3 protein-coding genes are annotated in these 6,413 nt (G+C 62.7%); 2 read left to right on the forward strand and 1 reads right to left on the reverse strand.

What is annotated here, in order from left to right; translation table 11 throughout:
* Positions 1-356: 356 nt before the first annotated feature.
* A complete protein-coding gene (locus tag IF45_RS0130800; protein ID WP_242534232.1) occupies positions 357-4,937 on the forward strand; it encodes a PDDEXK-like endonuclease domain-containing protein in 4,581 nt (1,526 codons plus the stop codon).
* Between the two features lies 1 nt (position 4,938).
* Positions 4,939-5,751 (forward strand): hypothetical protein, encoded by an 813-nt coding sequence (locus IF45_RS0130805; RefSeq protein ID WP_030310879.1) that lies wholly within the window; start codon positions 4,939-4,941, stop codon positions 5,749-5,751.
* Between the two features lie 196 nt (positions 5,752-5,947).
* Here IF45_RS0130805 and IF45_RS0130810 read toward each other — a convergent pair.
* The coding region (locus IF45_RS0130810) for an IS5 family transposase (RefSeq protein WP_030310881.1) at positions 5,948-6,413 on the reverse strand (466 nt) is incomplete at its 5' end.

Here is a 6,413-nt window from a genome sequence, read left to right on the forward strand (position 1 = left end):
ACCGACGCTACGAACGCAAGGCCGACCACTTCCTAGCCTTCACCAGCATCGCCTGCACCCTCATCTGCTACCGCAGACTCACCAAATGAGATGACTTCTTAAGGGCAGTTAAGACGGGCGGGCGCAGTGTTCCCGGTCGACTGTGGGGGGGGTTGGACTCGCGAAGGCGCAGGTCCGAGTGCCGCAGTGTTCCTGAAGAGTAGCTGCCTGCCCGCTACCTCAGGGGTGGCCGTTCGCGGCGGGCAATGATCCGATGCCTGTCTGAAAGACGTCGTAGCTGAGGTCTGCCACATTGCCTAACTCGTAGCGCTCACGGACCCTGGAAGGCTTGCCACGGTGGCGGGCGTTTGGGGGATGTGATGGTACGCCCGGCAGTACGCGACGGCAGCGATCCCAAGGCTGTCCGTGACACGCGCGTGTTGGTCGACTGCCTGCAGGAGCTGGTGCGAGGCGCTTACCGGCCTGTCAGGAACTGCAGCAAGTACCCCGAAACGGTGTGGCTTGCAGATGTTCCAGAGGGACTCGTCCGGCCCGTAAACGACGCCGACTCCCGCATCATGGTGGTGAAGCACCGTCCACCCCTGGACGCGCCCCGGCTGCCAGCAGTTCTGCAGGGGCGCGTATCAGTCGAGGCCGCAGCGACCGCCGCCGCAGAGCCTCCCGAACTGCTCGACGACACGGCAATGTTCAGTGAACGGACAGACCTCTTCACTGACGAGGCTGATGATCCGAAGGCATTGGATGTCGGCAGCTCAGATGTACGGAAGGCCTACGAGGGCTGGGTCGGCCGATGGAAGCGATGGGCGCGGGAAGAGCTGGCGGCTGCGTCGCACCGTCGTCTGCACCAGCAGCTGTATCGGATTGCCAAGAAGATCCAACAGGACGGTGACTCCTTCGAAACCGTCCTGGCCGTAGGCCTCCTGCAAGTAGGAGCCGAGCGAGCTTCGGCTCGGATACGCAGGCACATTGTGACGGTTCCTGTCACCCTTACGGTTGATCCGAATACAGTCAACGTCACGGTGGCTCTGGTGCCGGGTCAGTCAGGTCGCCTGGAAGATACCGAGTTTCTCAGCGAGTCCGATGGCTACACCTCGGAACTACTGGGAGTCGTACGTTCTGAGGTGGAGGAAGCCGCCTTCCACCCCTTGTCAGGCCGGGCGTCTGAGGTCGTGCGCTCATGGGCCCAGCGTGCCTTCGGTGTCGAGCGAACGCTTCCGTTCGACTCCGGCAGCGGGCACCCTGACCTAACCGCCGACCCTCAGGCACGGTCACTGCATCATGCGCCGGCGATCATCCTGCGCGAACATGGCCAGCGCTCGGTACTCGGTTTCTTCGAAAGTATCGCGCGAGTCTTAAAGCGTCCCGGAGCGCAGGCGCCTTTGGGGCTGGCGCAGCTGCTGTACGACCTCGAACCCGAGCAACGCACCGCCTGGGGGAGTAGTAAGGGTCCCGTCCCTCCGGCGCTGGGCCCGGAACCGCTATTCCCCATGCTCACCAACGCGGCTCAGCTGGACGTGCTGGACAGACTGCAGCACGACACCAGCGTGGTGGTCCAAGGCCCGCCAGGCACCGGAAAGACCCACACGATCAGCAATCTCATCGCGGCGCTTCTCGCGGATGGCAAGAGAGTCTTGGTCACCAGCGAAAAGGGACAAGCTCTCAAGGTACTGATCGACCAACTACCGCCCAAACTGCGCAGCATGTGCGTGCTCCAGCGCGATCAGTGGCAGGGCGGCAGCTCCGATCTGCGCCAGTCGCTCGGTGCTCTGGCCCACCTGAGCGCGACTACGAACACTGAGCGGCTTCAGCGGCACATCGAGACGCAGCAGGCTCAGCGGCACCAACTTTTGGCTGAACGGGCCAAGCTGAGAGAACGTCTGAGAGCGGTACGGGAAGTGGAGTGGTATGAGCACCCCGAAATCGCACCGGGATACCGCGGACGCCTCGACGAGATTGTGCAGTCGGCCGAACGGGGCAATGCTGACTACCATTGGCTGCCGCGGCTGCCTGCACAACCGGGGCAACTGCCACCATTGGATACTGACGAGGCTCAGCGGCTATGGCTGGTGGTGACCCAACACGGCCCAGAGATCCTCGATGATCACATTCAGTATTGCCCCGATCCAGGCACCTTGCCCGACCCCGAGGAGGTCTCAGGCCGTATCAGGGACATAGAGGCAGCTAGCGCAGCCCTCGGGTTGGAGCCCGCAACGCCACTCGCCCAGGCTTTGGCCGAACACGGTGATGTGGAGCTTGCGGTGACGGAAGGCCTACTGGAGCAAGCCCAGCAGGCTCTTCAAGGCATGGGGATGTCCGCAGACCCTGCAGCGTGGCAAGAGAAGAGCTGGCCTACCCGAGCGCTTGAGGACGGCATCGCACGACGCTCGCAACAGATGTGGGACAGCATCCGCAACGCCTCAAAGCGAGCCCAGCAGACCCAACAAGAGATTGCGAACGCCCTTTTCCTGAATGTGGAAGTGCCCCAGCTAACCGAAGGCGAAGAACGAGAACTACTGGTAAGCAGTCGAGACGTTGAGAGTTACCTCCTGGGAAACGGTCAACTGAACAAAAGATGGCCCCGGCCAGCTGTCCTCAAGCAAGCCCGGGTCCTACTCGAAAAGTGCCGAGTCGAAGGCATGGCACCCGCCAGCCGAGAGCAAGTTGCCGCGGTGGTGCGCCATCTGGAGATGCGCTCCCATATCCGTACTTTGCGCAACCGCTGGGCAGGGGTCGGATGGGATGTCGAGAAGAACACGCCAGAGTTACTGTTCTCCGAACTCCTGGACAGAGCTTCCTTGCTGCAGGCCATCGACGGCTGTGTTGCGGCAATCCGCCAAGTCCACACGAGGCTGCTCACCAACGGTATTCCAGTACCTGTCACCACAATCGATCAGTGGCAGAATGTCCGACGAGCTACTGCACAGGCCCGGAACCTGCTACGGGTCAAAGCAGCAGATCGCCAGTTCAACGAGCTGCTCACTAGCCTTCCTCAGCCACGAGCTCAAGGCGTTCAGGAGCTTCGTCAGGCAGCTGATGCCGTAGCTGCCGGCGACGCCCAGGCCTATGCCAACGCAGTGCAAGCATTGACGCTGGCGTACCAGCGTGAAGCGGACCGTCGAGAGACAGGAAAACTGTTCCAGCGTCTTAGCGAAGCTCACGCTGAGTTGGCGCAGGCGTTCGCCTCCGACCCTCTCGCAGGGCACTGGCGTGACCGATTCGCTGCCTTCCCCCACGCGTGGGCTTGGCGGCAAGCACAGGACTTCCTCGACACCGTTCTCCTCCCCGGTCGTGAAGAACAGCTCGAAGGGGAGCTGGCGCAGATCGAAGACAGACTCAACAACCTTGTAGAGGGCCTGGTGTGCGACCGAGCGGCCCTGCACTGCGTGAGCCGCATGACCACGAAACACAAACAAGCCCTAGCCGCTTACGCCAGCGCAATTGCCAATGCCGGCCAAGGGACAACGGACTACGGAAAACGTCACCAACGACACGCGCGCTCAGCCATGCAGACAGCCCAGGGCGCGGTCCCCGCATGGATCATGCCACTCAGGCAGGTAGCCGAGACGATCAGCCCGGATCCAGACTCCTTCGATGTTGTGATCGTCGACGAAGCCAGCCAGGTCGGTCTGAACGGCCTCCTGCTGCTGTGGCTCGCCCCTCGGATCATCGTCGTCGGGGACGACCGCCAGTGCGCGCCCTACTACACCGGCAGCAAACATGACCGGATCACCCAGATTTTCGACGAACGCATGGATGCACTTGAACCCTGGCAGCGCGAAGGCTTCGACCCCAAATCCAACCTGTACGAGCTGCTTTCCTCACGCTTCACCGAAGTGGTCCGTCTCACCGAACACTTTCGCTGCATGCCTGAAATCATCAAGTGGTCCTCCATGCAGTTCTACCCGGACAACGAGCTTATCCCGCTGCGTCAGCACGGCTCGGACCGGCTCTCCCCGCTGAAAGTCGTCCACGTACCAGAAGGCCACTGTGAAGGACGCAGAGATAAGCTGATCAACCGCCCCGAAGCAGAAGCAGTCGTTGACCAGCTCTGCCGCCTCACCCAAGATCCGGCCTACGCCGACCGCAGCCTAGGTGTCATCATCCTGCGCCAAGGCGCCCAGAGTCGGCTTGTACAAGACCTCGTTGACCTGCGCATCGACATGCCGGCCCGCGAGCGCCACAACATCCTGGTCGGTACTCCTGAGGAATTCCAAGGCGACCAACGCGATGTCATCCTGCTCTCCATGGTCGTCGACGGCACCAACGTCATCGCGGCAACTGGGCGCAGCCATGAACGGCGCTTCAATGTCGCAGCCAGTCGAGCTCGCGACCAGATGTGGCTCTTCCACTCGATGACCGTCGACCAACTGAGCAGCAAAGACCTGCGCCGCTCCCTGCTCACCTACATGCAAAACCCGCCCCCGCCCTACACCCACGCCCGCCAGCCGGCCAACGTCACCCCAGACCAGCTATGTGCGCCCTTCGACTCGCTCTTCGAGCAACGCGTCTATCTACGCATCAAGGAACGTGGCTACGACGTAGTGCCGCAATGGGAAGTCAACGGCAAGCGCATCGACCTCGTCGTCACCGGGGGCCACGGACGCCTCGCCGTCGAGTGTGACGGAAGTCCCCACCACTCCACCAGGCAACAGATCCACGACGACGCGGAGCGCGAACGAGAACTACGCCGCGCAGGCTGGACCTTTTGGCGCGTGCGCAGCAGCGCCTTTGCTCTATCGCCGGAGGCCGCCCTGGCCCCTCTGTGGAAACGCTTGACCGACCTCGGAATTTACCCGGATACCGCATCAGACAGAGTCGCAGATAGCACAGAACCTCTGGCGGTGTGGGCGCCGGTCGGTCTGGCTGAAGCCGAGACCGCAGAGGAAGAGGCAGACCCCTATGACGGTGAACTGGACGACGACAGCGAGGCAATCTGACATGGAGAACTTCGACGAAAGCACTCTCGAAGAGCTGGCTGCCATGATCAGCGGAGATGAGGCCGGCATGAAACGTCGCGCTGGCTGGGAGCTGGCACCCTTCCTCCGCCGCGCTGGCTGGGGAGATGTTCCCGATCACGACGGCAGCCCACGACACACATGGCTTCTGGACCTCCTGCGTGAGCGTAGGGAAGACGACGCCGGAGACATCGAGCGTGTCGTACTGCGCCTGGCCGACCGGCGTGAGTACCAGCAACAAGCCAGTGAGTACACACCTGTCATCGAACGGCTCCAGGAGGTTCTGGCCCTCGAAGGCCTACGCGTCGATTACCGCAACGGGCGACCCATCGTCGTTGCGTACGATCCTGACAACCCACCCCGGCCACAGCGAGTCGAACTCAAGGTCACGATCACCGACATCGTCGCTGATTCCGACTTGGCCCGCGCTGTCCAGTTGCGTCTGGATGAGGCGTACACATGTCAGGAAAACGGCGCTTACACCTCTGCGGTCATCATGCTCGGCAGCCTCCTCGAAGGCGTGCTTGTACACGCAGCCGAAGTCAGGCCTGCCGCCACGCCGCTTTCCAAGCCGCTGCGCGCGGCTGGCATGCAGGACCTTGTTCAGCATGCCCATGTGAATGGATGGATCGACCAAGACGCGAAAATGGCGTCGGAACTGTTGCGAACCTACCGCAATCTGGTTCACCCGCTCGCCGAGAAGCGAGCGAAGCACAGCGCGGACTTCGACACAGCTGACCTGTGTTGGTCCACCGTGAACGCCGTCCTCAATGACCTGGCGGCCAGTCGCGCCTGACTACCTCCCCAAAGCCCGGCTGCGTCTCGGCGCTGCCGCGCAGCCCGCCACCAGGGCGCAGCCAGGCAGTGTCCAGGTTCAATTCGTAGTGGTCACCTTCGTGTCCGGAGGGAGCCCAGCCACTTCTGGGAGCGGGTCCGCCGATCGATCCGTGGGGACGTGACCAGGTAGCGTGACGGTTGCCTAAGAAGTCATCTCATTTGGTGAGTCTGCGGTAGCAGATGAGGGTACAGGCGATGCTGGTGAAGGCGAGGAAGTGATCGGCCTTGCGTTCGTAGCGTCGGTGAAGGCGGCGGCAGCCGGCGAGCCAGGCCATGGTGCGCTCCACGGTCCAGCGGTGGCGGCCCAGCCGTTGCGAGGATTCGACTCCCTTGCGGGCGATGCGGTGGGTGATGCCGCGTTCGCGTAACCATCGCCGCAGGTGGGAGTAGTCGTAGCCCTTGTCGGCGTGGAGTTTGCCGGGCTTGCGCCGTCGCCGGCCGCGGCGGGAGCGGATCGGCGGGATGCCCTTCACGAGCGGGATCAGGGCCTGGCTGTCGTGCAGGTTGGCCCCGGAGATGCCGACGGATATGGGCAGACCCGACCGTTCCGTGATCAGGTGGATCTTCGAGCCGTACTTGCCCCGGTCGACAGGATTCGGACCTGTCAGGTCCCCCTTTTCA

The sequence above is a fragment of the Streptomyces albidoflavus genome, assembly GCF_000719955.1.
Classification (GTDB): domain Bacteria; phylum Actinomycetota; class Actinomycetes; order Streptomycetales; family Streptomycetaceae; genus Streptomyces; species Streptomyces albidoflavus.

Coding starts and splice junctions, on each gene's coding strand:
- IF45_RS0130805 (WP_030310879.1), top strand. CDS start 4,939: ATGGAGAACTTCGACGAAAGCACTCTCGAAGAGCTGGCTGCCATGATC.